At 59.3% G+C, this 20,528-nt stretch carries 20 protein-coding genes and 2 pseudogenes; 17 read left to right on the forward strand and 5 right to left on the reverse strand.

Translation table 11 applies throughout. The annotated features are described in order from the left end of the window. Positions 1-31 precede the first annotated feature (31 nt). Genes lpxD through V3C40_RS24235 form a run of 7 tightly spaced genes read left to right on the forward strand, consistent with a single transcriptional unit; the run spans position 32 to position 6,202 of the window. Entirely contained in the window at positions 32-1,087 is a 1,056-nt protein-coding gene (lpxD, locus tag V3C40_RS24205; protein ID WP_331778726.1) for a UDP-3-O-(3-hydroxymyristoyl)glucosamine N-acyltransferase, read from the forward strand. Beyond that, entirely contained in the window at positions 1,084-1,578 is a 495-nt protein-coding gene (fabZ, locus tag V3C40_RS24210) for a 3-hydroxyacyl-ACP dehydratase FabZ (RefSeq protein WP_034752234.1), read from the forward strand. The genes lpxD and fabZ overlap by 4 nt, the downstream gene beginning before the upstream one ends. A gap of 1 nt (position 1,579) precedes the next feature. After that, on the forward strand, positions 1,580-2,371 hold the full coding sequence (lpxA, locus tag V3C40_RS24215; RefSeq protein ID WP_331778727.1) for an acyl-ACP--UDP-N-acetylglucosamine O-acyltransferase: 792 nt from the start codon (positions 1,580-1,582) through the stop codon (positions 2,369-2,371). After that, positions 2,355-3,530 (forward strand): lipid-A-disaccharide synthase, encoded by a 1,176-nt coding sequence (lpxB, locus tag V3C40_RS24220; protein WP_034752370.1) that lies wholly within the window; start codon positions 2,355-2,357, stop codon positions 3,528-3,530. Before lpxA ends, lpxB begins: the two co-directional genes overlap by 17 nt. Before the next feature lie 37 nt (positions 3,531-3,567). Further along, positions 3,568-4,206 (forward strand): ribonuclease HII, encoded by a 639-nt coding sequence (gene rnhB / locus V3C40_RS24225; protein ID WP_331778728.1) that lies wholly within the window; start codon positions 3,568-3,570, stop codon positions 4,204-4,206. Next, positions 4,203-4,988, forward strand: coding sequence for a TrmH family RNA methyltransferase (locus V3C40_RS24230; RefSeq protein ID WP_331778729.1), 786 nt, complete (start codon positions 4,203-4,205; stop codon positions 4,986-4,988). The genes rnhB and V3C40_RS24230 overlap by 4 nt, the downstream gene beginning before the upstream one ends. 11 nt (positions 4,989-4,999) lie before the next feature. Then, the gene (locus V3C40_RS24235) at positions 5,000-6,202 is read left to right on the forward strand and encodes an aminotransferase class V-fold PLP-dependent enzyme (RefSeq protein ID WP_331778730.1); all 1,203 of its coding nucleotides are present in this window, start codon (positions 5,000-5,002) and stop codon (positions 6,200-6,202) included. A 38-nt stretch (positions 6,203-6,240) separates the two neighbouring features. Here the strand turns inward: V3C40_RS24235 and ppsR are convergent, their stop codons facing one another. Beyond that, positions 6,241-7,089 (reverse strand): posphoenolpyruvate synthetase regulatory kinase/phosphorylase PpsR, encoded by an 849-nt coding sequence (gene ppsR / locus V3C40_RS24240; RefSeq protein ID WP_034752226.1) that lies wholly within the window; start codon positions 7,087-7,089, stop codon positions 6,241-6,243. A gap of 152 nt (positions 7,090-7,241) precedes the next feature. Between ppsR and ppsA the strand changes: the two genes are divergently transcribed. From ppsA to V3C40_RS24265, 5 genes are all read left to right on the forward strand, one after another. Continuing rightward, positions 7,242-9,674, forward strand: coding sequence for a phosphoenolpyruvate synthase (ppsA, locus tag V3C40_RS24245; RefSeq protein WP_034752367.1), 2,433 nt, complete (start codon positions 7,242-7,244; stop codon positions 9,672-9,674). Positions 9,675-9,820: 146 nt separating this feature from the next. Then, on the forward strand, positions 9,821-10,318 hold the full coding sequence (locus V3C40_RS24250) for a Dps family protein (RefSeq protein WP_331778731.1): 498 nt from the start codon (positions 9,821-9,823) through the stop codon (positions 10,316-10,318). 177 nt (positions 10,319-10,495) lie between these two features. Then, a complete protein-coding gene (locus tag V3C40_RS24255; RefSeq protein ID WP_034752222.1) occupies positions 10,496-10,912 on the forward strand; it encodes an NfeD family protein in 417 nt (138 codons plus the stop codon). Between the two features lie 15 nt (positions 10,913-10,927). Further along, on the forward strand, positions 10,928-11,872 hold the full coding sequence (locus tag V3C40_RS24260) for an SPFH domain-containing protein (protein ID WP_034752220.1): 945 nt from the start codon (positions 10,928-10,930) through the stop codon (positions 11,870-11,872). 612 nt (positions 11,873-12,484) lie between these two features. After that, complete coding sequence (locus tag V3C40_RS24265; RefSeq protein ID WP_010397665.1) at positions 12,485-12,793, forward strand: H-NS histone family protein; 309 nt, start codon at positions 12,485-12,487, stop codon at positions 12,791-12,793. Positions 12,794-13,098: 305 nt separating this feature from the next. Here the strand turns inward: V3C40_RS24265 and smpB are convergent, their stop codons facing one another. After that, positions 13,099-13,548, reverse strand: a complete 450-nt coding sequence (smpB, locus tag V3C40_RS24270) for an SsrA-binding protein SmpB (RefSeq protein WP_034752217.1) — start codon at positions 13,546-13,548, stop codon at positions 13,099-13,101. A gap of 93 nt (positions 13,549-13,641) precedes the next feature. Between smpB and V3C40_RS24275 the strand changes: the two genes are divergently transcribed. The 5 genes and pseudogenes from V3C40_RS24275 to V3C40_RS24295 form a co-directional block, all read left to right on the forward strand. Then, complete coding sequence (locus tag V3C40_RS24275) at positions 13,642-14,073, forward strand: type II toxin-antitoxin system RatA family toxin (protein ID WP_034752216.1); 432 nt, start codon at positions 13,642-13,644, stop codon at positions 14,071-14,073. Continuing rightward, positions 14,066-14,362, forward strand: coding sequence for an RnfH family protein (locus V3C40_RS24280; protein WP_331778732.1), 297 nt, complete (start codon positions 14,066-14,068; stop codon positions 14,360-14,362). Before V3C40_RS24275 ends, V3C40_RS24280 begins: the two co-directional genes overlap by 8 nt. Positions 14,363-14,486: 124 nt before the next feature. Then, positions 14,487-15,947, forward strand: coding sequence for an IMP dehydrogenase (guaB, locus tag V3C40_RS24285; protein ID WP_034752206.1), 1,461 nt, complete (start codon positions 14,487-14,489; stop codon positions 15,945-15,947). A 66-nt stretch (positions 15,948-16,013) separates the two neighbouring features. Beyond that, complete coding sequence (gene guaA, locus V3C40_RS24290; RefSeq protein WP_331778733.1) at positions 16,014-17,624, forward strand: glutamine-hydrolyzing GMP synthase; 1,611 nt, start codon at positions 16,014-16,016, stop codon at positions 17,622-17,624. Positions 17,625-17,711: 87 nt separating this feature from the next. Further along, positions 17,712-17,924: pseudogene (locus V3C40_RS24295) on the forward strand (tyrosine-type recombinase/integrase); the annotation flags it as partial. Here the strand turns inward: V3C40_RS24295 and V3C40_RS28350 are convergent. The 3 genes and pseudogenes from V3C40_RS28350 to V3C40_RS24310 form a co-directional block, all read right to left on the reverse strand. After that, positions 17,879-18,040: pseudogene (locus V3C40_RS28350) on the reverse strand (IS5/IS1182 family transposase); the annotation flags it as partial. The pseudogenes V3C40_RS24295 and V3C40_RS28350 overlap by 46 nt on opposite strands. A 284-nt stretch (positions 18,041-18,324) precedes the next feature. Next, positions 18,325-18,846 carry a hypothetical protein gene (locus V3C40_RS24305; protein WP_139143435.1) on the reverse strand — a complete coding sequence of 174 codons (522 nt, stop codon included), beginning with the start codon at positions 18,844-18,846 and terminating at the stop codon, positions 18,325-18,327. A gap of 1,232 nt (positions 18,847-20,078) precedes the next feature. Further along, on the reverse strand, positions 20,079-20,516 hold the full coding sequence (locus tag V3C40_RS24310; RefSeq protein ID WP_331778734.1) for a hypothetical protein: 438 nt from the start codon (positions 20,514-20,516) through the stop codon (positions 20,079-20,081). Between the last annotated feature and the right edge of the window lie 12 nt (positions 20,517-20,528).

Here is a 20,528-nt window from a genome sequence, read left to right on the forward strand (position 1 = left end):
CATAGTCAGGCGTTTTTATAAGGGTATATCGATGGGCACTCGACTAGGTGAATTGGTCGAACGCTTCGGCGGACAGTTGGCGGGCGATCCGAACCTGGAAGTTTCAGGGATCGCGCCGCTGGCTGACGCCGGCGCTTCGCACATCAGCTTTCTCAGCAATAGCAAATTCCGCGCACAGGCGGCCCAGAGCGGCGCCGCGGCGCTGATACTCACGCCGGCCGACGACGCGCTGATCGGCGGCGACTACGCCGGCGCGCGCATCGTCACACCGAATCCCTATGTGTATTTCGCGCGCGCGGCGCAGCACTTCGCCGCCCTGGGCGAGATCAAGGCGCCCGTGGGTATCCACGCCAGCACCATCGTCGATGCCAGCGCGCGGGTCGACGCCACTGCCTCGGTCGGACCGCGCGCCGTGATCGAAGCGGGCGCCGTGATCGGCGCCGGCTGCGTCATCGGCGCCGGCTGCGTGGTCGGCCGCGACGCCGTCATCGGCGCCGGCACCCAGCTGTTCGCCAACGTGACCTTCCACGCGCGCTGCGTGATCGGCCAGCGCGGCATCATCCATTCGGGCGCCGTGATCGGCACCGACGGATTCGGCTTCGCCAACGAAGGCGGCGTGTATATCAAGATTCCGCAGACGGGCAGGGTGGTGATCGGTGACGATGTCGATATCGGCGCCAACACCACCATCGACCGTGGCGCACTAGCCGACACTATCATCGAAGATGGCGTCAAGCTCGATAACCAGATCCAGATCGGCCACAACTGCCATATCGGCGCGCACACGGCCATGGCCGGCTGCGTCGGCGTGGCCGGCAGCGCCATCATCGGCAAGTACTGCACCTTTGGCGGCGCCGCCATGGTGCTGGGCCACCTGACCATTGCCGACCGCGTCCACGTGGGCTCGGGCAGCATGGTCTCGCGGTCGATCGCGGAGCCCGGCCAGTACACGGGTTTCTATCCGCTGGCGAAGAACGCCGACTGGGAAAAGAGCGCCGCCATCGTGCGCAACCTGTCAAGCATGCGCGAGAAAATCCGCGCGCTTGAAAAAACAATTAAAACACTGACCACGCAAGACGAAAAATGACTACTGAAAAAAAGACCCTCGACATCCTCGCCATCAAATCGCTGCTGCCGCACCGCTACCCGCTGCTGCTGGTCGACCGCGTGCTGGACTGGGAAGCGGATAAAACCATCACCGCCATCAAGAACGTGACGGTCAACGAAGAGTTCTTCCAGGGCCATTTCCCGCACAAGCCGGTGATGCCAGGCGTGCTGATGATCGAAGCGCTGGCGCAGACGGCGGCCCTGCTGTCGTTCCTGTCGATGGGCGTGAAACCGGACGAAAATTCGGTCGTGTACTTCGTCGGCATCGACAATGCGCGCTTCAAGCGTCCTGTCGAACCGGGCGACCAGCTGAAGATGGATGTGGAAATCCTGCGCGTTTCGCGCGGCATCTGGAAATACAAGGCCGTCGGTACGGTCGACGGCAAGCTGGCGGTGGAAGCGGAACTGATGTGCACCATCCGCAGCGCGCAAGATGCGAGCCAGTCTGCGAGCCAGCCAGCGGGACAGTAACATGGCGGCCATCCACTCCACGGCAGTCATCGATCCGAAGGCCGAGCTCGACAGCTCGGTCGAGGTGGGTCCGTACACCATCATCGGTCCGCACGTGCGCATCGGCGCTGGCACCAGGGTTGGCCCGCACGTGGTCATCGACGGCCACACGACGATAGGCTCCGACAACCACCTGTTCCAGTTTTCCTCCATCGGCGCGCAGCCGCAGGATAAAAAATGGGCGGGCGAGGCGACGCGCCTGGAAATCGGCGACCGCAACACGATCCGCGAATTCTGCACCTTCAACACGGGTACCGTGCAAGGCGGCGGTGTGACGCGCCTGGGCAATGACAACTGGATCTCGGCGTATGTGCACCTGGCGCACGACTGCCTGGTGGGCAACAACACGATTTTTTCGAACAACGCGCAGCTGGCGGGCCACGTGGAAATCGGCGACTGGGTCATCATGAGCGGCTTCGCCAATGTGCACCAGTTCTGCAAGATCGGCGCGCACGCCTTTGTCGGCATGAGTACCAGCCTGACGCAGGACGTGCCACCATTCGTCCTGTTGAGCGGCAATCCGGCGCAGGCGCATGGCGTCAATATCGAAGGCTTGAAACGCCGCGGCTTTACGCGCGAACAGATCAACGGCATCCGTACCGCGTATAAACTCATCTACCGCGCGGGACTGACCCTGGAAGAATCCAAGGCAGCCCTGTTCGAAGAAGAAGCGGCAGCGTCGCCCGAGGTGGCGGAACATATTCGCGCCATGCGCGAATTCCTTGGCGTGGCGTCGCGTGGCATCGTCCGCTGACCATGCCAGCGACCTGTCGGTCGCCATCGTCGCCGGCGAGGTGTCGGGCGACTTGCTGGCCAGCCGGCTGCTGTCGGGCCTCGTGCCGCAGCTGCCCGGCGCGCGCTTCCATGGCATCGGCGGCGAGCACATGGCCAAGCAGGGTTTTGTGTCCGATTGGCCGCTCGACAAGCTGACCGTGCGTGGCCTGTTCGAGATCATTCCCCGCTACCGCGAGATCAAGGGCATCCAGAACGCGCTGCGCGACCAGCTGCTGGCCGAGCGTCCCGCCGTCTTCATCGGCGCGGACTATCCGGGTTTTAACCTGGGACTGGAACAGCAGCTCAAGGAAGGCGGCATCCCCACCGTGCATTACATCGGGCCGCAGATCTGGGCCTGGCGCGGTGGCCGCATCAAGAAAATCATCAAGGCCGTGTCGCACATGCTGGTGATCTTCCCGTTCGAGGAAGAGATCTACCGCAAGGCGGGCGTGCCCGTCACCTATGTCGGCCATCCGCTGGCCGAGATGATTCCGTTGCAGCCCGATGAAGCGGCCGCGCGGCGTGTCCTGGGTTTGCCCGAAGACGCGAATGTCGTGACCCTGATGCCGGGCAGCCGCATGGGTGAACTCAAATACAATACCGTGGCCTTTGTCGGCGCCTGCAAGCTGCTGCTGGCGCGCGACCGCTCCTTGCGTTTCGTCGCCCCCATGGCCGGCGAAAAGCAGCGCCAGTATTTCCTGCAATTGATAGCGGAAGCGGGCTTGCAGGACGTCGAGATATTGCTCACGGACGGCGGCTCGCACACGGCCATCTGCGCCGCCGATGCGGTGCTGGTGGCGTCCGGCACGGCGTCGCTGGAAGTGGCGCTGTACAAGAAGCCCATGGTCATCGCCTACAAGATGATGCGCGCCTCGTGGGAAATCATGCGCCACATGGGCTACCAGCCGTGGATCGGTTTGCCGAACATCCTGGCGCGCGACTACCTGGTGCCCGAGCTGCTGCAAAACGCGGCCAGCCCGGAAGCGCTGGCCGAGGCCATGTGGCAGCAGCTGAGCGACGTTCCCGGGCGTTTGCGCCTGGTGCAGCGCTTCACGGACATGCACCACAGCCTGCTGCGCGACAGCGCGCAGGAAAGCGCGAATGCCGTCATGCAGGTCATCGCCGCCAACCGCAAGTAAGCACCGTTTCAATCGCAGTTCCTACCAAAGATTCAACGTGAAAAATATCTATCCCGGCCTGTTTGACGACTTGCCATTCTCGCTCGATGAAATCATCTGTGGCGTCGACGAGGCAGGCCGCGGTCCGCTGGCAGGCCCCGTGTTCGCCGCCGCCGTGATCCTCGACCCGAACCAGCCCATCGACGGCTTGCGCGATTCGAAAAAACTCAGCGAAGCAAAACGCGACCTGCTGGCGCCGCAGATCAAGGCCAAGGCCCTGGCCTGGGCCATCGCCGAAGCGTCGGAAGAAGAGATCGACCGCCTGAACATCCTGCAGGCGTCGATGCTGGCCATGCGCCGCGCCGTCGAGGCCCTGGTCACCGTGCCGACCCTGGCCCTGATCGACGGCAACCGCTGTCCCGTGATGCCGATACGCGGCATGGCCATCGTCGGTGGCGACGACAAGGTCGATTCGATTTCCGCCGCTTCGATCCTGGCCAAGACGGCGCGCGACGCGGCCCTCGTGCACCTGCATGCGGCCTATCCCGAGTACTGCTTCGACCAGCACAAGGGCTATGGCACCAAGCTGCACCTGGAGCGCCTGCATCTGCACGGCGCCTCGCCGGTGCACCGCCGCTCGTTCGCGCCCGTGCGCAATGTGATCGCGCTGTTTGGCGGACGGGAGGTGGCGGCATGAAGACGATCACTTCGCGCGACAATGCGCAATACAAGGATCTGCTGAAGCTGGCGGGCAGTTCGCAGGCGCGCCGCAAGTCGGGTCGCACCCTGCTCGACGGCGTGCACCTGTGCCAGTCGTATCTGCAGCTGCGCGGCATGCCCGAGCAGTGCATCGTCAGCGAAAGCGCCTTGCAAAATGCGGAAGTGGCGGAGATCGTCGGCCAGCTGGAAAGCCAGCGCGCGCATGTACTGGGCTTGCCCGACGCGCTGTATAACGCCGTGAGCCAGGTCGAACACGGCGTGGGCGTGATGTTCCTCATCGAGACGCCGGAACGGGCCGTCACGCAACCACTGAGCGTGTCGGCCGTGCTGCTCGATAACCTGCAAGATCCGGGCAACGTGGGGTCGATTTTGCGCAGCGCGGCCGCCGCCGGCATCACGCAGCTCTACTGCAGCGCCGGCACGGCCTTCTGCTGGTCGCCGAAGGTGCTGCGCGCGGCGATGGGCGCGCACTTCGTGCTCGACATCTTTGAAAACGTCGACTTGGCGGCGCTGGTTGCTGGCGCCAAGGTGGCGACCCTGGCCACCAGCGGCTACGCCACGAAGCGGCTGTACGACGTCGACCTGCGCCAGCCCGTCGCCTGGCTGTTCGGCCATGAAGGGCAGGGCGTGGCCGACGACCTGCTGGCTATGGCCACGCACCAGGTGGTTATTCCCCACCTGGGCCAGATCGAATCGCTGAACGTGGCCGCCTGCGCCGCCGTCTGCTTCTTCGAGCAGCTGCGCCAGGGCCAGTCCTGAACAGGGTAGCCATGTCTTTTCCTCCGCTTGCCGATGGTGCCGCACGTGACGAGGCCTGGTGGCGCCAGGTAGCCGCGTTTTATCCCGCGCCGCCGGACGCCATCGTCAATCTCGAACATGGCTATTTCGGCGCCATGGCCGCGCCCGTGCAAGCGGCGTTCGAACAGGCCGTGCGCTACACCAACGAGCAACTGAGCCCTTTCGTGCGCGGCGAGTTCACGCGCACACATGTGGATATCCTGCGCCAGCGCGTCGCCGCGCTGATCGGCGCGCAGCCGCACGAGATCCTGCTGACCCGCAGCGGCACCGAATCGATGCAGGTGCTGATCACGCAATACCATGGTCTGGCGCCCGGTGATACGGTGCTGTGGAGTAATCTCGATTATCCGGCCATGCGCACGGCCATGCGCTGGCTGGCGCAGCGCCGTGGCGTCACCAGCACGCAAGTCACATTGAGCCTGCCCATCAGCGATGACGAGATCATCGCCCGTTACGCGCAAGCCATGCGCCAGGCCGTCAATCCAAAATTGCTGCTGCTGTCGCAGGTGACGCCGGCCAACGGCCAGCAACTGCCGCTCAAGGACATCATGGCGCTGGCGCGCGAACACGGCATCGACGTGCTGCTCGACAGCGCCCATGCGCTGGGACAGGTCGACGTGGACATGCAGGCCATGGGCGTCGATTTCGCCGGTTTCAATCTGCACAAATGGCTGGGGGCGCCGGCGGGGCTCGGTGTCGTGTATATCCGCGCATCGCAGCTGCATAAGATCGAGCCGCACTACGGCGACGACGATTATCCGCTGGACGATATCCGCAGCCGCCTGCACATGGGCATGCCCCCGATCGGCGCCATCCTGGCCGCGCCCGCCGCGTTGGATTTCCATGCGCGCCTGGGCGGCACGCCGGCCAAGAACGAACGCCTGGCCTGGCTGCGCAATTACTGGGTCAGCCGCGCCGCGCAACTGCCCGGCGTGCGCATGTTGTCGCCGCCCGATGCGAGGCGTGGTACGGCGCTGGTCGCCTTTGCAGTCGATGGCATGAGCGCGCGCGATCTGCAGCAAGCCTTGCTGCAGCGTTTCGGCGTCTTTACCGTGCAGCGCAATATCGGCGATACCGATGTCGTGCGCGCCACGGTGGCCGTCACGACCACCACCGGTGAACTCGATCAGCTGGTGGCCGCGCTGACGGTGCTGTCCAGCGAGGCGACCGCCTGACAAAACCGACGCGCAGCGGGTCTGGTCAGGTGCTTTTCTCAGTATTCGCGGCGGTTCGGTTTGATTTCCTGGAGGATCGTCGTGGAGATCTCTTCAATCGACTTGGTGGTCGACGACAGCCAGCGTATGCCCTCGCGTTTCATCATTTTTTCCGCCTCGTTGACTTCGTAACGGCAATTTTCGATGGCCGCATACTTGCTGCCAGCGCGTCTTTCGTTGCGTATTTCCGACAAACGTTCGGGCGTAATGCTCAATCCGAAAATTTTATTCTTAAATTCCAGCAGGGCCGATGGCAGCTTGTCGCGCTCGAAATCGTCGGGAATCAGCGGATAATTGGCTGCCTTGATCCCGTATTGCATGGCCAGATACAGGCTGGTCGGGGTCTTGCCAGAGCGTGAAACACCCACCAGAATGACATCGGCCGAAGACAGGTTCTTGTGCGACTGGCCGTCGTCGTGCGCCAGCGAATAGTTGATCGCCTCGATGCGGTTCTTGTACTCCTCGCTGTCGACGATGTTGTGCGAGCGGCCGATGGTATGGGTCGACATGACGCCCAATTCCTGCTCCAGCGGGGCGACAAAGGTCTGGATCAGGTCCATGTGCATGCCGCTGGACTTGCGGATCACGGCCGACAGGTCGTTCTTCACCAGGGTGGAGAAAATGATCGGACGCTGGCCGTCGCTGGCAAACGCTTCGTTGATCTTGCGCGCCGCCTCATGGGCCTTGTCCATGGTGTCGATGAAGGGCAGGCGGATCTGGCGGAAGCGCAGATCGAACTGCGTCAGCACCGAGTGGCCGAACGTCTCGGCGGTGATGCCGGTGCCGTCGGAAACGAAGAAGACGGTGCGGGCCGCGGAGGGCAGAGGAGGGCGTGGTTCTTGTGTCATGGGTTTTCGGATCAAGATTGTGCGTCGTCAATTTGCGCCGCACAAGGTAAAATGGCTGCAACGGTATGATTGTGCTGCACGACGCCAAGAATAACAAGAAGACTGTCTGTGCGCCGCGCGTAAAGATTTCTATCATCAGTAAGGGTGTCATTATGACCAACGCAGTATCGCAACAGCAGGAAGACAAGGACGCGGTGTATGTTGCCTCGTTCGAGCATTTGCGCATGACGGATGTCGAATCCGTCGGCGGCAAGAACGCCTCCTTGGGCGAAATGATCAGCCAGCTGGCGGAAGCCGGCGTGCGCGTGCCCGGTGGCTTTGCCACCACGGCGCAGGCGTTCCGCGATTTCCTGTCGTATAGCGCCAACGGCGGCTTGCCGCTGGCCGAACGCATCGCCCAGCGCCTCGAAGGGCTGAACATCGATGACGTGCGCTCGCTGGCGCAAGCCGGTGCCGAGATCCGTCAATGGATCGTGGAAACGCCATTCCAGCCACGCCTGGCCGCCGAAATCGACCAGTTCTATGCCAAGCTGGTGGCCGATTCCGACACGGAAATGTCGTTTGCCGTGCGCTCCTCCGCCACGGCGGAAGACTTGCCGGACGCGTCTTTTGCTGGTCAGCAAGAAACTTTCCTGAACGTGGTCGGCATCGACAACGTGCTCGAGGCCATGAAACAGGTATTCGCCTCGCTGTACAACGACCGCGCCATCTCGTACCGCGTACATAAAGGCTTTACGCACGCTGAAGTGGCCTTGTCGGCCGGCGTGCAGCGCATGGTGCGTTCCGACCTGGGTGCGGCCGGCGTGATGTTTACCATCGATACGGAATCGGGCTTCAAGGACGTGGTCTTCGTCACCTCCAGCTATGGCCTCGGTGAAACCGTGGTGCAGGGCGCCGTCAACCCAGACGAATTCTATGTGCACAAGCCGATGCTGGAAAAAGGCAAGTCGCCTGTAATCCGCCGCAATATCGGCTCGAAGCTGCTGAAGATGGAATTCACGAACGAAGCGAAAGCTGGCCGTTCCGTGAAAACCGTCGACGTGCCCGTCGAAATGCGCAACCGCTACTCGCTGAACGACAGCGAAGTGGTGGAGCTGGCCAAATACGCCGTCATCATCGAGAACCACTACGGTCGTCCGATGGACATCGAGTGGGGCAAGGATGGCCGCGACGGCAAGCTGTACATCCTGCAAGCGCGTCCTGAAACCGTGAAGTCGCAGCAAAAGGCGACCGACGTGCAGGAGCGCTTCAAGCTGAAAAGCACGGGCACCGTGCTGACGTCGGGCCGCGCCATCGGCCAGAAGATCGGCGCCGGCCCCGTGCGCGTGATTCACGACCCGGCCGACATGGAGCGTGTGCAGCCAGGCGACGTGCTCGTTGCCGACATGACGGACCCGAACTGGGAACCGGTCATGAAGCGCGCATCGGCCATCGTCACCAACCGTGGCGGCCGTACTTGCCACGCTGCAATTATTGCCCGTGAACTCGGCGTGCCTGCCGTCGTCGGCTGCGGCGACGCGACCGACGTGCTGAAAGACGGCACGTTCGTCACCGTCGTGTGCTCCGAAGGCGACGAAGGCAAGATCTACGATGGCTTGCTGGAAACGGAAGTGTCGGAAGTATCGCGCGGCGAATTGCCGAAGCTCGACACCAAGATCATGCTCAACGTGGGCAATCCGCAGCTGGCGTTCGACTTCCAGTCCGTGCCGAATGCGGGCGTGGGTCTGGCGCGCCTGGAATTCATCATCAATAACAATATTGGTGTGCATCCGCGCGCGATCCTCGAGTACCCGAACATCGACGCCGACCTGAAAAAGGCCGTGGAATCGGTGGCGCGCGGCCACGCTTCGCCGAAGGCGTTCTACATCGACAAGCTGGCCGAAGGCATCGCCACCATCGCCGCCGCGTTCTGGCCGAAAAAAGTCATCGTGCGCCTGTCCGACTTCAAGTCGAACGAGTACAAGAAGCTGATCGGCGGTTCGCGCTACGAGCCGGACGAGGAAAACCCGATGCTGGGCTTCCGCGGCGCGGCGCGCTACCTGTCGGCCGACTTCTCCGAAGCGTTCAACATGGAATGCGAAGCGATGAAGCGCGTGCGTAACGACATGGGCCTGACGAACGTGGAAATCATGGTGCCATTCGTGCGTACCCTGGGCCAGGCAGAGAAAGTCATCGACCTGCTGGCAAAGAATGGCCTGAAGCGCGGCGAGAACGACTTGCGCGTCATCATGATGTGCGAAGTACCGTCGAACGCCATCCTGGCCGACCAGTTCCTCGACCATTTCGACGGCTTCTCGATCGGTTCGAACGACCTGACCCAGCTGACCCTGGGCCTGGACCGCGATTCCGGCATGGAATTGCTGGCCGCCGACTTCGACGAGCGCGACCCTGCCGTGAAAGCCCTGCTGGCCCTGGCCATCAAGGCTTGCCTGGCACGCGGCAAGTACATCGGCATTTGCGGCCAGGGTCCTTCGGACCACCCTGACTTCGCCGTCTGGCTGATGGAGCAGGGCATCGAATCGATGTCCCTGAATCCCGACTCGGTGATCGACACCTGGCAAAAGCTCGCTGCGCTGAAAGCGTAAGCATCTTTATCGCCGTCTGAAAACCCGCTGCCGCTCACCCGGCAGCGGGTTTTTTTACGCCTGCCATGCGGCGCACGGCAGTATCCGATGGGCTTGCGCCAGATCAGCTAAAATGATTCCACCAATACATTGAAACAGGAGTTCACATGGCAAGCAAGAAACCGAGCAAAGTTGCAAAGATCGACATCGGCATTTCCGAGGCGGACCGCGCGAAGATTGCGGAAGGCCTGTCCGGCCTGCTGGCCGACAGCTACACCTTGTACCTGATGACCCATAATTTTCACTGGAACGTCAAGGGGCCGATGTTCAACACCTTGCACCTGATGTTCATGACGCAATACACGGAGCAGTGGGGCGCGCTGGACCTGATCGCCGAGCGCATCCGTGCCCTCGGCTACCCGGCGCCGGGCACCTACAAGGAATTCGTCAAGCTCGCTTCGATCAAGGAAATCGACGGCGTGCCGCCGGCGCTGGACATGGTCAGCCATCTGGTGGCGGCACAGGAAGCGACCGCGCGTACGGCGCGCCGCCTGTTCCCGTTGCTGGAAAAAGCCAATGACCAGCCGACGGCCGACCTGATCACGCAGCGCTTGGATCTGCATGAAAAGACGGCGTGGATGCTGCGCAGCCTGCTGGAAGAGTAATTGCCGGGCTGGCGGCGCTAATTCGCCCCTGGCTATTGACGCCATCCGGAATTGCGTTAGACTGCTTGTATATAGGTGTTTGGCAAGAATAATATCAGGCAGCACAGCGCATTAAACCCCGTCGCTTATATAGGCTGCGGGGTTTTTTATTTTCGGATTTACAAAGATGGAGGCATCATGGCTGAATGGGTAGGCTGGTTTGTGGCGGCTGGCGCGGTATTGATCCTGGAGCTGTTTACGGGCACGTTTTATCTGCTGATGATCGCCATCGGCGTCAGTGCGGGCGGATTGGTGGCGCTGGCGGGCGGAAATGGCAGCTGGCAGGCCCTGACGGCCGCTATTGTCGGCGTGGCGGCCACCCTGTTATTGCGGCGCAGCCGTTTTGGCAAGGCGGCGCGGCGCGATGCGGCGCAGGATCCGAATGTGAATCTCGATATCGGCCAAAGCGTGGCGGTCGCGCATTGGGTCGATGGCGCGGCGCGCGTCATGTATCGCGGAGCCTTGTGGGATGTGGAACTGATTCCCGGCAGCGATACGCAGGCCGGTCATTACACCATACGTGCCGTGCGTGGCAGCCGTTTGATTGTTGGATAACCTGGAGAATAAATTATGGAAGTAAGTATCGGAAGCGTGTCGCTGATCTTGTTATTGCTGGCGTTGGTATTTGTCTTCAAGACGGTCAATGTCGTGCCGCAGCAGCATGCCTGGGTGGTGGAGCGCTTGGGCAAGTTCCATGCGGTATTGGGTCCTGGCCTGAATATTGTCGTGCCTTTTGTTGACCGTATCGCTTACAAGCATGTGCTCAAGGAAATTCCACTCGACGTGCCGCCGCAGGTGTGCATCACGCGCGACAATACGCAATTGCAGGTCGATGGTATTCTGTATTTCCAGATAACCGATGCCATGCGTGCTTCGTATGGTTCGTCGAATTATATTGCCGCCATTACGCAATTGGCGCAAACGACCTTGCGCTCGGTAATCGGTAAAATGGAGCTCGACAAGACATTTGAAGAACGCGACCATATCAATACAGCCATCGTGAATGCCATCGATGAATCGGCGGCGAATTGGGGCGTCAAGGTATTGCGTTATGAAATCAAGGATTTGACGCCGCCCAAGGAAATCCTGCATGCGATGCAGGCGCAGATTACGGCCGAGCGCGAAAAGCGCGCGCTGATTGCTGCTTCGGAAGGGCGCAAGCAGGAGCAGATCAATATCGCCAGCGGAGAGCGCGAAGCGGCTATCGCCCGTTCCGAAGGCGAAAAGCAGGCATCGATCAACCGCGCCGAAGGCCAGGCCACGGCCATCGTCGCGCTGGCGCAGGCCAGCGCCGAGGCGCTGCGCCAGGTGGGGGCCGCCATCCGCGAGCCGGGCGGCGAAGATGCCGTCAACCTGAAAGTAGCCGAGCAGTATGTGGGCGCCTTCGCGCAATTGGCGAAAACGAATAACTCGATTATCGTGCCGGCCAATCTCGGTGATATGAGCGGTTTGATCGCCACGGCGATGCAGGTGGTGAAAACGCAGAAGCCGAAAGGCGGCGTGGCTATTCCCTGATTGCCTGGCGAATAGCAAACTGGTAGCAAGTTTGCCGTCAAAACTGCCCGCCATATGGTGGGCAGTTTTCATTTGCGCTACCGGAATATGTGGTGGCAGCAGGGATCGAGTATCTGCGCTTGAACCAGTAACGTTGAAAATATTTTCTTTATGCTATGCTGTGCGCACTTTCGGGATTATATGCTGTCGTGCGACGCTTATCTTTTTGATTGAAGTAGAATCTGCTGCACCGATGTCCGCTACGGATGCCGGTGCGGGGTTTGGGGCGGATGGGCGATGGCCGATAGTATTGGCCTCATGTATATTTTGAATTGCAATTTAGAATTACTATAAAATGCAATGAAACAAAAAATACTGCAGAATAAATGCGGCCGATAGCGCTGTATTGAATCGTCGCCGCACAAAACAGAGGTGCTTGCGCAGACGGTCCATGTGTGATGTCCGCCCCACTTGGTTGAAGACAGCATCGCTTGAAAGCCGGGGGGGAGTAGGATTTTTGGTAAAAGAATTGTAAAAAACAATCAAATCTTCAAAAAAATCACCTCAGTCGCGTTACAATTGGATAGAATTTAACTATTCAGTTATATTTTTCAACTCACACAAGGAAATATCATGGATCTGTCCAGCTTATCCCTGTCCGAACTGCGCACCTTGCAGGACGACATCAAGAAGCAAATGAAGAAACGCGAACAGGACGATCTGTCCAAGGCGCGCGAACAAATCCTGGCGATCGCCCAGAGCGTCGGCGTTTCCGTGAAAGATCTGGTTGGTACGGGTATCCGCGCTAAAACCGGCACGGTTGCAGTGCGCTATCGCAATCCGGATGATGCGACGCAACAATGGACTGGCCGTGGCCGTCAACCGAAATGGGTCAAAGAATGGACCGATTCGGGCAAGTCGCGTGATCTGCTGAAGGTGTAATGTAATACGCCATTCATTCGGATGCTTGTCCTGTGGAGTAGTGCAGGGGTAATGCCAGGCAGCACGCAAGCATCCGGAACTTTCCTCGTTATCGTCTTTGGCCAGGCAGGCAAAGCTGATTCACATCGCTTATCTTCCCGGTATTTTCGTCAATACCAGCCTTATTTCCGCCGGATCTCTTCCTTTCCCTGTTTTTATCCCGTTACGTTATGCATTTCCGCTTGCCGCAGGCAATCGGCAAAATAAAACCCGGCATATAGCCGGGCTTGTTGGTATTGGCGCAGCACGCTGCGCGCAGTGCCGGATCAGCGGCGGTGCGATTTCATTGCCGCTTGCACTTCGCGCGCGCCATCGCGGTCGCGTTCCGCAGCCCGTTTGTCGTGCTGCTTCTTGCCTTTGGCCAGGCCGATTTCGCATTTCACGCGGCCGCCCTTGTAGTGCAGGTTGAGCGGGACTAGGGTGTAGCCGGAGCGTTCCACCTTGCCGATCAGTTTATCCATTTCCGTGCGGTGCAGCAGCAGCTTGCGCGTGCGTACGGCTTCCGGATGGATGTGGGTGGAGGCGGTCGGCAGGGCGCTGATGTGCGCGCCGAACAGGAAGAGTTCATCGCCGCGGACGACGACGTAGGCTTCCTTGATTTGTACGCGGGCGTCGCGGATGGCCTTGACTTCCCAGCCTTCCAGCACGATGCCCGCTTCGTAGCGATCCTCGATAAAGTAGTCGTGGAAGGCTTTTCTGTTGTCTGCTATGGTCATGAGATGGTAAATGTGCGCGGGTCGGTTAAACTACTGTCTCGCGCAAGCGCGATAAAATCAAATGTATCCAACATCATAGCAAATGGTTCTTCAATGGCAGTAGTACATAAATCAGTTTTTCTCGGCTATAGCGCCGAACAAATGTTCGCGCTGGTGGCGGCGGTGGAGGATTATCCCAAATTCTTGCCCTGGTGCGGTGCGGTCGAGATTCGCGAGCGGGGCGAGAACACGGTTGTCGCCAGCGTGGGCATACATTACCACGGCGTGCGCCAAAGCTTCACCACGTCCAACGAGAACGTGCCGCCGTCATCCATCAAGATGAAGCTGGTGGACGGCCCTTTCAAGACCCTCGATGGCGTGTGGACCTTCAAGGCCCTGCGTGAAGATGCCTGCAAGATCGAACTGGACCTGCACTACGAGTTTTCCAGCCGCGTGCTGGAACAGATCATCGGCCCCGTCTTCGGCATGATCGCCAACAGCATGGTCGATTCCTTCTGCAAGCGCGCGGAGACCGTGTATGGCTGACGCCAGCATCCACGTGCAAGTCTGCCATGCCTTGCCGGATAGCAGCTTCCTGCGCGCCTTGACGGTGCCTGCAGGCACCACCATCGAACAGGCGGTGGCGCAGAGCGGCTTGCTGAAGGCCATCCCCGGCATCGACCTTGCCGTCAATATGGTGGGCATTTATGGCAAGAAGAAGCCGCTCGATACGGTATTGCACGAACATGACCGGGTGGAAGTGTACCGTCCCTTGCAGGCGGACCCGAAAGAGGCGCGCCGGCGCAGGGCTGGCGGCAAGCCTGCCAAGGGCTGAGCGGGCAGGGTGGCCGCTGCCTGGCGCGCGCCATTTTTGGCTATTTTCAAATATCTTTTCTATGCTGCAAGGACGGAGGGCGCTTTTTTCTGTATAATCTGCTTTTGCGCCAATAGGAAATGCTATGCGTCTACTTCAAAAAGCACTCACATTCGATGACGTGCTGCTCGTCCCAGCCTACTCCAACGTTCTGCCCGCCGATACGTCCCTCAAAACTCGCCTGACCCGCAATATCACCTTGAATATTCCCTTGCTGTCCGCAGCCATGGATACGGTGACGGAAGCCCGTCTGGCGATCGCGATGGCCCAGGAAGGCGGCATCGGCATCATCCACAAGAATTTGAATCCGAAGGACCAGGCACGTGAAGTGGCCCGCGTAAAGCGTTTCGAAGCAGGTGTGCTGCGTGATCCGATCACGATTCCGCCGGAAATGAAAATCCGCGATGTGATCGCGCTGACGGAACAATACGGCATCAGCGGTTTCCCTGTCGTCAAGGGCAAGGAAGTCGTCGGTATCATCACCAACCGCGATTTGCGTTTTGAGCAGGAACTCGACGCGGAAGCTTCCGCCAAGATGACCCCGCGCGAAAAGCTGGTGGTCGTCAAGGAAGACGCCGATACGGCCGAAGCCAAGCGCCTGATGAACAAGCACCGCCTCGAGCGCGTGCTGGTCGTCAACGACGCATTCGAACTGCGCGGCCTGATCACCGTCAAGGATATTCAGAAGTCGACTTCCCACCCGTTCGCGTCGAAAGACAGCCAGGGCAAACTGCTGGTCGGCGCTGCCGTCGGCGTGGGCGCCAAGGATGAAGAGCGCATCGACCTGCTGGTCGCCGCCGGCGTCGACGTGCTGGTGGTCGACACGGCCCACGGCCACTCGCAAGGCATCCTCGACCGCGTACGCTGGATCAAGACCAAGTATCCGCAAGTCGAAGTGATTGGCGGCAACATCGCTACCGCCGCTGCCGCCAAGGCGCTGGTGGAATACGGCGCCGATGCGGTCAAGGTCGGTATCGGTCCTGGCTCGATCTGCACCACGCGTATTGTCGCCGGTGTGGGCGTACCGCAAATCACGGCCATCTCGAATGTGGCCGAAGCACTGGAAGGCACGGGCGTGCCGTGTATCGCCGACGGCGGTATCCGCTTCTCGGGCGACATTTCCAAAGCGCTGGCCGCTGGCGCCTCGACCGTCATGATGGGTTCCATGTTTGCCGGTACGGAAGAAGCACCGGGCGAAGTGATCCTGTACCAGGGCCGCAGCTACAAATCGTACCGCGGCATGGGTTCGCTGGGCGCGATGTCCGATGGTTCGGCTGACCGCTATTTCCAGGACGCCACCATGAAGGCCGACAAGTTCGTGCCTGAAGGTATCGAAGGCCGCGTCGCCTACAAGGGCAGCGTGCTGGCGATCATCTTCCAGCTGGTGGGCGGCGTGCGTCAATCGATGGGTTACTGCGGTTGCGCCACCATCGACGAACTGCGCGAAAAAGCGGAATTCGTGGAAATCACCTCGGCCGGCATGCGCGAGTCGCATGTCCATGATGTGCAGATTACCAAGGAAGCGCCGAATTACCGTTCCGAGTAAATAGCGACACACCAGACCGGCGCCTAGTGCGCCGGTTTTGTAATGACCTCAGATAAAGTCCCCATCATGCATTCTAAAATCCTCATTCTCGATTTCGGTTCCCAAGTCACCCAGTTGATCGCCCGCCGCGTGCGCGATTCCGGTGTGTTTTCCGAAGTCTTCCCGCATGACGTCAGCGACGAGTTCGTGCGCAACTACGGCGCCGCCGGCGTTATCCTGTCGGGCAGCCACAATTCCACCCTGGACGGCGACTCGCCGCGCGCGCCGCAAGCCGTGTTCGAGCTGGGCGTGCCCGTGCTGGGCATCTGCTACGGCATGCAAACCATGGCGGCACAGCTGGGCGGCAAAGTGGAAAACGGCCTGGTACGCGAATTCGGCTACGCCGAAGTACGCGCCCGCAGCCACACCAAGTTGCTCAACGGTATTGCCGACTTCGTCACCGACGAAGGCCACGGCATGCTGAAAGTGTGGATGAGCCATGGTGACAAAGTGCTGGAAATGCCGCCAGGCTTCAAACTGATGGGCAACACTCCGAGCTGCCCGATCGCCGCCATGGCCGACGAAGAGCGCCAGTTCTACGGCGTGCAATTCCACCCGGAAGTGACGCATACGGTGCAGGGCAAGGCCATGCTCGGCCGTTTCGTGCATGAAATCTGCGGCTGCAAATCGGACTGGAACATGCCCGACTACATCAGCGAAGCGGTGGAAAAGATCCGCGCGCAAGTGGGCACCGACGATGTCATCCTGGGCCTGTCCGGCGGCGTCGATTCCTCCGTCGCGGCAGCGCTGATCCACCGCGCCATCGGCGACCAGCTGACCTGCGTCTTCGTCGACCACGGCCTGCTGCGCCTGGACGAAGGCAAAATGGTGATGGACATGTTCGCCAAGAACCTGGGCGTGAAAGTCATCCGCGTCGATGCGGAAGACCAGTTCATGGGCCACCTGGCCGGCGTCACCGATCCTGAGCAAAAGCGCAAGATCATCGGCCGCGAATTCGTCGAAGTGTTCCAGGTGGAATCGGGCAAGCTGGTCAACGCCAAATGGCTGGCGCAAGGCACGATTTACCCGGACGTGATCGAATCGGCCGGTAAAGGTAAAAAAGGCCAGACCATCAAGAGCCACCACAACGTGGGCGGCTTGCCGGACACCATGAAGCTGAAATTGCTCGAACCTCTGCGCGAACTGTTCAAGGACGAAGTGCGTAAACTCGGCGTGGCCCTGGGCTTGCCGCATGACATGGTCTACCGCCACCCATTCCCGGGCCCGGGCCTCGGTGTGCGCATCCTCGGCGAAGTCAAGAAAGACTACGCCGACCTGCTGCGCCGCGCCGACGCCATTTTCATCGAAGAGCTGCGCAACACGCCGTATGAGCCGGTCGTGGTTCCTGGTTTCGACCAGGATAGCGTTCCGACCAACTGGTACGAAGCGACCAGCCAGGCGTTTGCCGTCTTCCTGCCCGTCAAATCGGTGGGCGTGATGGGCGACGGCCGCACCTACGAATACGTGGTGGCCCTGCGCGCTGTGCAAACGCAGGACTTCATGACGGCCCACTGGGCACACCTGCCGCACAGCCTGCTGGGCAAGGTCTCGAACCGCATCATCAATGAAGTGCGCGGCATCAACCGCGTCGTCTACGATATCTCGGGCAAGCCGCCGGCGACCATCGAGTGGGAATGATTTGATGTCTAGCAACTGCTGGCACTGATAGGCAGGAAACCACACCTAAGCCCGTGATTTCACGGGCTTTTTTGTTATTTTGTCTGGCACTATGTAATCAACGGCCGCCAGGAGACCGTTACCCTCGGCCGCTATGGCGTCGGCGGCATGACGCTGGCGGAGGCGCGCGAGAAGCTGGGCGAGGCAAAGAAACTGATCACGGCGGAGAAGTCCCCGGCGAAAGGAACGGCGCGGAATAAGGCCCGCGTCAAGGACGCCGAGACAAGCGGCGGGATCAGCATCCGTGAATCATGTACCTGAGTCTCCGATATGCTTGCCACCAGAGGCAGACCGCGTTGATCGATGAGCAGATGGGGCTTGCAGCCAAGCTTGCCCCGGTCGGTTGGATTGGGGCCGGTATGCTGTCCGCCGAGGGGTTTCTTTGGACGACGTTTTGTTTAGGCGTTCCAAGGCAGGCTTTTCCTGCCTCTTGCCTTCAATAAGATCAGGTTTAGGACAGCGCGGTTTAGCAAAAAGATGTGCAACAAAGGTTGGAGATGGAAGCTGGAAAGTCGCAGGCAAGACGCAAGCTTTGGACGGTACGGCAGGTAGGTGGATGATCTATTCGAAACGAAGAGTAGCAGGCAATTGAGCGGCAAATTACCTGGACTTGCCTTTGTATCAGGGCAAGATTTCAAGTAAGCTGCCGCCCGACTGTACTTTAGCGGTTGAGGATTGCCTCAGTTGTCGCGCCGTTCTTCACTTCGACTGTTCGCACAACCAGGCCGCCTTGTTGATCAAGAAGGCCCAAGCGCCGTGAATATTCATTATCCGAAATGGTTTCCCAATTCACATTACTGAGTACGTAGTATTGACCTGGTGGAACTTCATTAAACTCAAAACGACCTTCACCATCAGTAGTTTTAGTTTTATCATAGGTCGAGTAGCGTGGATCCTGAGAGACTGCTGCTGCCCTGCCTTCCATGAGTACCGCCTGGTACCACTGTTGCCTGTACTTTGTCACTGGTATTAAAAGTACTGCATTCCCGGCACCTTTTTTCACGGTGCCGCCCACTGTTTTTGCAAAGACTTGACCTTTTACAATACCGGTGCCACTTTTAGGAAGTGCATCATATTCAACGGCGTCAAATGGCAACGGAGTGAAGCTTGGACGTTGAGGTGCCACGCAGCCTCCAAGTAGTGCTGCAAGGGATGCGACCAGTACAATTTTTGTAATTTTCATCAGTTTATTTTCACTAAGATAGGAGAATCAGCGTTGGGTGTTGCAGTTGACAGTACCGCACTTCAAATTGGCATGACGGAACCTTTTGAATTATTGCATAATTTCACTGACGGTTTTAGATCCTATGTTTAAATTTTAGAGATTTAAATCGATCGCGCGATATACCCAGCAATGATTGGTAATCCCCCATTTTTAGAGCGCTTTAGAAGTAGAGGTTAAGCGGCCATGGCAAGCTTCTGTTTTGGCGTGATGCCGTCAGGTGCCATGTCGCGTCAGCCGTGATCGCTATTGCTACTCCACCACCAGCGCGCAAAGTCCCCGATCTGGCCGAGCGCACGAAGCAGATGACGGGCTAGTTTATCGTAGCTAACTATGCCGTTATTGCTCTCAGAAGCAGATGCTCTGTTGCTTACTCGGTCGGATATGTCATCCTTCGCCGTACTTTATGGCAAGGGCAGGCCATTTTGATTGAGCGCGGTAGTAGTCTCTGTAGGGCAGGGGAATAGGAAGGCCCGGCACGATCTCGTCGTAGGATCAGACAACGATATCAGCACCCACTTGGTGCTTGGCAGAAGGCCAAAGGTCTCAATACGATTTATCTACTTCTTATTTACGCAGAACTATGGTGCGGGAGAGGCCAAACCACTGGTGACAATTCATTCTGTAGTTCTGTTGGCGGCTCCAAGCGCATCTTTTGATTATTGTTTGACCAATATCAAGGATATCATTACCCTGATGAAATTACCTTCTCTTGCATGAATATCGTTGATCTATAAGACTGCATGTATAGGCTGGTAACACCCCATCTATCCCGCCATAGAGAAAGAACGCAGTATGGAGCATTCATTTGGTGGTTCCTGGAGCCAGATTAAGTTCGACATGCTGCGCAGGTGTTCGTTTGCTCGCAGAATTGCCCCACTCTGTTTGACGCGCCTTCCACTGCCTGGCAAACGCTGCCACGCGGTCGTATGACCCTGCATAGCCCAGCTCTTTCAGGTCCTCATGGATCTGCTTCAAATTGTGCCGCTGCTTACGCGGCTTCGTCGTCTCGGACTTGAGCCACCCGGATAGCTGTACCGAGTATTTGTCTAATCCGCTAACTGATCGCCGCTCCGCATAGAGGGCTTAGTGGTTTCCGATCACAGATAGCGTCGGGCGGTATTGCGTGATATATGCAGTCGCCTGGCTATTTCTCGTCAGGCAGACCGAGACGAGCATGGCAGCCTATCGCCTCACTCCTCTTTTTCAAAGATGCGGATCTTCGCGCCGCCCTGGTAGTCCTGCAGCTCCGTTTCGCCATCGATGCGTATGTCGCCCTTCAATATCACCTCCACGCTGATATCGACTCTTTTGATGCGAAACGTTTCAATGTCGGTCGGATGTATATCGATTTCCATGGAAATCGAGGCGCCTGGCGCGATCGTGGTGAATTTCGTCTTCAGCGCCGGATTGGCCAGGCCACGGCGGGCGTAGGTGACGGCACCGGTATCGGTGTCGATGAATTTGACGATCGGGCCCGACTTGCGCAGGTAGTCGAGCGGAAAACCGATATCGCGGCTGCCGTCGTTGCGGATGGTGACCAGCACGTCCATCGGCTTGCGTTCATAGACGCAGCCAGCGTTGCCCAGGCATTGCAGGGAGATGGAGAGGGGCGCGTGGGTGCTCGTCATGGTGTTTGCTTT

The organism is Janthinobacterium sp. LS2A (assembly GCF_036543145.1).
Taxonomy (GTDB): domain Bacteria; phylum Pseudomonadota; class Gammaproteobacteria; order Burkholderiales; family Burkholderiaceae_D; genus Janthinobacterium; species Janthinobacterium aestuarii.

Bases quoted from the DNA above. Each gene is read 5' to 3' on its own strand.
- lpxD (WP_331778726.1), top strand. From the start codon at position 32: ATGGGCACTCGACTAGGTGAATTGGTCGAACGCTTCGGCGGACAGTTG.
- fabZ (WP_034752234.1), top strand. From the start codon at position 1,084: ATGACTACTGAAAAAAAGACCCTCGACATCCTCGCCATCAAATCGCTG.
- lpxA (WP_331778727.1), top strand. From the start codon at position 1,580: ATGGCGGCCATCCACTCCACGGCAGTCATCGATCCGAAGGCCGAGCTC.
- V3C40_RS24230 (WP_331778729.1), top strand. From the start codon at position 4,203: ATGAAGACGATCACTTCGCGCGACAATGCGCAATACAAGGATCTGCTG.
- V3C40_RS24235 (WP_331778730.1), top strand. From the start codon at position 5,000: ATGTCTTTTCCTCCGCTTGCCGATGGTGCCGCACGTGACGAGGCCTGG.
- ppsR (WP_034752226.1), bottom strand. From the start codon at position 7,089: ATGACACAAGAACCACGCCCTCCTCTGCCCTCCGCGGCCCGCACCGTC.
- ppsA (WP_034752367.1), top strand. From the start codon at position 7,242: ATGACCAACGCAGTATCGCAACAGCAGGAAGACAAGGACGCGGTGTAT.
- V3C40_RS24250 (WP_331778731.1), top strand. From the start codon at position 9,821: ATGGCAAGCAAGAAACCGAGCAAAGTTGCAAAGATCGACATCGGCATT.
- V3C40_RS24255 (WP_034752222.1), top strand. From the start codon at position 10,496: ATGGCTGAATGGGTAGGCTGGTTTGTGGCGGCTGGCGCGGTATTGATC.
- V3C40_RS24260 (WP_034752220.1), top strand. From the start codon at position 10,928: ATGGAAGTAAGTATCGGAAGCGTGTCGCTGATCTTGTTATTGCTGGCG.
- V3C40_RS24265 (WP_010397665.1), top strand. From the start codon at position 12,485: ATGGATCTGTCCAGCTTATCCCTGTCCGAACTGCGCACCTTGCAGGAC.
- smpB (WP_034752217.1), bottom strand. From the start codon at position 13,548: ATGACCATAGCAGACAACAGAAAAGCCTTCCACGACTACTTTATCGAG.
- V3C40_RS24275 (WP_034752216.1), top strand. From the start codon at position 13,642: ATGGCAGTAGTACATAAATCAGTTTTTCTCGGCTATAGCGCCGAACAA.
- V3C40_RS24280 (WP_331778732.1), top strand. From the start codon at position 14,066: ATGGCTGACGCCAGCATCCACGTGCAAGTCTGCCATGCCTTGCCGGAT.
- guaB (WP_034752206.1), top strand. From the start codon at position 14,487: ATGCGTCTACTTCAAAAAGCACTCACATTCGATGACGTGCTGCTCGTC.
- guaA (WP_331778733.1), top strand. From the start codon at position 16,014: ATGCATTCTAAAATCCTCATTCTCGATTTCGGTTCCCAAGTCACCCAG.
- V3C40_RS24305 (WP_139143435.1), bottom strand. From the start codon at position 18,846: ATGAAAATTACAAAAATTGTACTGGTCGCATCCCTTGCAGCACTACTT.
- V3C40_RS24310 (WP_331778734.1), bottom strand. From the start codon at position 20,516: ATGACGAGCACCCACGCGCCCCTCTCCATCTCCCTGCAATGCCTGGGC.